This window comes from Flavobacterium sp. FlaQc-28 (genome assembly GCF_044007415.1).
Classification (GTDB): Bacteria; Bacteroidota; Bacteroidia; order Flavobacteriales; family Flavobacteriaceae; genus Flavobacterium.
This window is the reverse complement of sequence record NZ_JBIPCM010000019.1, coordinates 1-2,558: the sequence shown is the minus strand read 5'-3', so window position 1 is coordinate 2,558 and position 2,558 is coordinate 1. Positions and strand designations below refer to the sequence as shown.

Genomic DNA, 2,558 nt, shown 5'->3' with positions numbered 1-2,558 from the left:
AAAATCGCGCGCCCCGCCCCTAGTTTACTTCTCAATCTTTTTCTTTTTTGTTTTTTTGTTTTTCTCTCGAGATTTCTTTTTCGGACTTTTCATTTCCCTTTTGGTTTTTCTTCAGCAGAAAATTTTCTCCATTCCAACCAAATAAAAATCCGAAAAAACAAGTCAAATTTCCTCGCGCACGCTACTGTTTAAAAACTTTAAAAAGATTTAAATTATTTAGGCGCTCGGAAACCCCAATAAAATCAGGGGTTAACGATTTGAAAAACCACCTTTTATAAGCGAAAAACCACCTTTTATAAGCGAAAAACCACCTTTTATAAGCGAAAAACCACCTTTTATAAGCGAAAAACCACCTTTTTTAGAATCGGTGGTTTTTATATGTGGTTTTTCATTATATTTGCTGTATGAAATTGCAAAACTTACCCTCTGAGAAAAAAATTAAGCAGCATAATACTATTACTTCTGGTCGTACTGATTACTCAGCCTGTCAATTAGATGTGCTATTTATGTTGTTAGCTTGTATTGATGATTCGGATGCTCCCAATAAGCGTTACAATATCCGGGTTAAGGATATTGAGCTGATTACTGGTCGTAAATGGAACTACCAACAATTACTGGAGTCAAACGAAGAGATGATGTCTAGGGTTTTTAAAATTGAAGAAGCTGACGGACTACGACAAATAGTTTTGTTTTCAGAAATTAAATACCTCGATGGGACTGGCAGTTTTGATATGGTTATAAATGAACCCGCTCGCCCTTACTTTTTCGAGTTGAAAAACAATTACACCCTTTTAGAGTTAAAATCCGCCTTGTCCTGTACTTCAAAGCATGCAAAAAGATTGTATTCCTTGGCTTGCCAATGGCGTGGAACTGGGGGGCATACATATAGCATCGGGGAACTGAAAGAAATATTAGGATTGAAAGACCCGAGAGGGAAAGAACCTGAACAATATACAAAGGTTAGCCAATTGAAAGAAAAGGTTTTGGATTTGGCTAAAAGGCAAATAAACGAGCATACGGATATTGTTTTTGATTATGAATTATTGAAGGTGAGAGGGCGTTCGTTTGATACCATTAAGCTCTTTTGTGGCTTCTCAAAACCTAATCTCCAACTTCAATTGGATATTGATTTTAAAGGGGATATAGAAAAGCAAAAGAAGAACGGAGAGCTTCTCCAGAAGATTGCAAATATACAAGCTGTAGGCATTCGGGATGACTTAGCGGAACTGTGGGCGGTTAAGTACTGGAAGCAATTTGTTGAAGAAAAAAACAAGCTTTTGGAAGCTATCCAAAAGGGGAAAATAATAGACGATAGAGCTGCTTATTTGGTGGGGATATTTAAGAAAAAAGGCTATGTATAAAATCAAAGAAATTGCTAAAATTTTGAATGTTTCCGACAGGACTGTCGAACGATACTTGAAAAGTTATTTTTGCTTAGAAAACGGGGCTTACCAAGTCTCTGAAAAGATGCTAGAAGTGTTAAAATCTGAATATCTTGAGAATGAATTCGACACAGTTGTCGAGGAATTTACAAGAGAAGAATATGAGGAATTTCATAAGCGCTTGGTAGAATATTCTTTTCTCAAAGAACAATTAGAATATCATAGAAAATCAATTGAAAGTCATAATAGACAAATGGAATTAATACTGTTGTCAATTACTAATAAAAAATTTATTGAGGAGTAAATAGTTCCCTCGATTTTTAGAAAAGGTTTTTTCTGCAGCTCAAAAAACCTTTTCTAAAAATGAGGATAGCGAAGCGATAATTTACAAATATTGACACTTTCCAACATCAAGGAAAGTGTCTTTTTTTTATAAAAACGACTTCGGAGTTTTTTGTTCCCGAAGGGCGAGGCGTTTTGATACGTATAAAAAATTGAAAATCGTAGATTTGAATTTTTTATACGTATCAAAACACACCTCGCTAAATTATTATTTCTTCTTTTTCGGACTGTTTTGTAAACACTGGGGGAGGGGCTAAAATTGTCCTTATGCGTGCTAAGAGCACTCACGTTTAGTAAATGTTTTAGTAAATTAAATTTATTTAAGTTGCTTATTATTAATACGTTGCGGAATTAAAAATAAATATTTACTAAAATCATTACTACTTATAGCACGCATTTAAAAAATTACAAAAACATAAAGCATTAAAAATCAGTACTTTATATTTAGAACTACGGTTTATCGTCGTTCCCTCTTGCTTACTCTAACTTTAAACCAAAAACGTCCTAAAAATCCCCCCCTAACAATCAAAAAAAAGTCCGAAAAAGAAAACCTTATCCCTGGTCCCAAAAAGAAACTCCAACGATTTAAAAAACCGCTAAAAAAATAAAAAATCGATTTTAAGGGTGTTTTAAGGCATTGTTTTTTTTTAGCGGTACATTTTACTATAAATACAAAACAAATCAACCTACAAGTCTATTTAGCCCCAAAAATCGCGCGCCCCGCCCCTAGTTTACTTCTCAATCTTTTTCTTTTTTGTTTTTTTGTTTTTCTCTCGAGATTTCTTTTTCGGACTTTTCATTTCCCTTTTGGTTTTTCTTCAGCAGAAAATTTTC

At 34.0% G+C, this 2,558-nt stretch carries 2 protein-coding genes; both read left to right on the top strand.

Features of this window, described 5'->3' with window-relative positions; genetic code table 11:
- The first annotated feature begins 404 nt into the window (after positions 1-404).
- Complete coding sequence (locus ACHRVL_RS22980) at positions 405-1,361, top strand: replication initiation protein (RefSeq protein WP_395389953.1); 957 nt, start codon at positions 405-407, stop codon at positions 1,359-1,361.
- The gene (locus ACHRVL_RS22975; RefSeq protein ID WP_395326737.1) at positions 1,354-1,686 is read left to right on the top strand and encodes a helix-turn-helix transcriptional regulator; all 333 of its coding nucleotides are present in this window, start codon (positions 1,354-1,356) and stop codon (positions 1,684-1,686) included. Before ACHRVL_RS22980 ends, ACHRVL_RS22975 begins: the two co-directional genes overlap by 8 nt.
- Positions 1,687-2,558: the final 872 nt, after the last annotated feature.

Excerpts from the sequence above, each read along its gene's own strand:
- ACHRVL_RS22975 (WP_395326737.1), top strand. The coding sequence starts at position 1,354 with ATGTATAAAATCAAAGAAATTGCTAAAATTTTGAATGTTTCCGACAGG.
- ACHRVL_RS22980 (WP_395389953.1), top strand. The coding sequence starts at position 405 with ATGAAATTGCAAAACTTACCCTCTGAGAAAAAAATTAAGCAGCATAAT.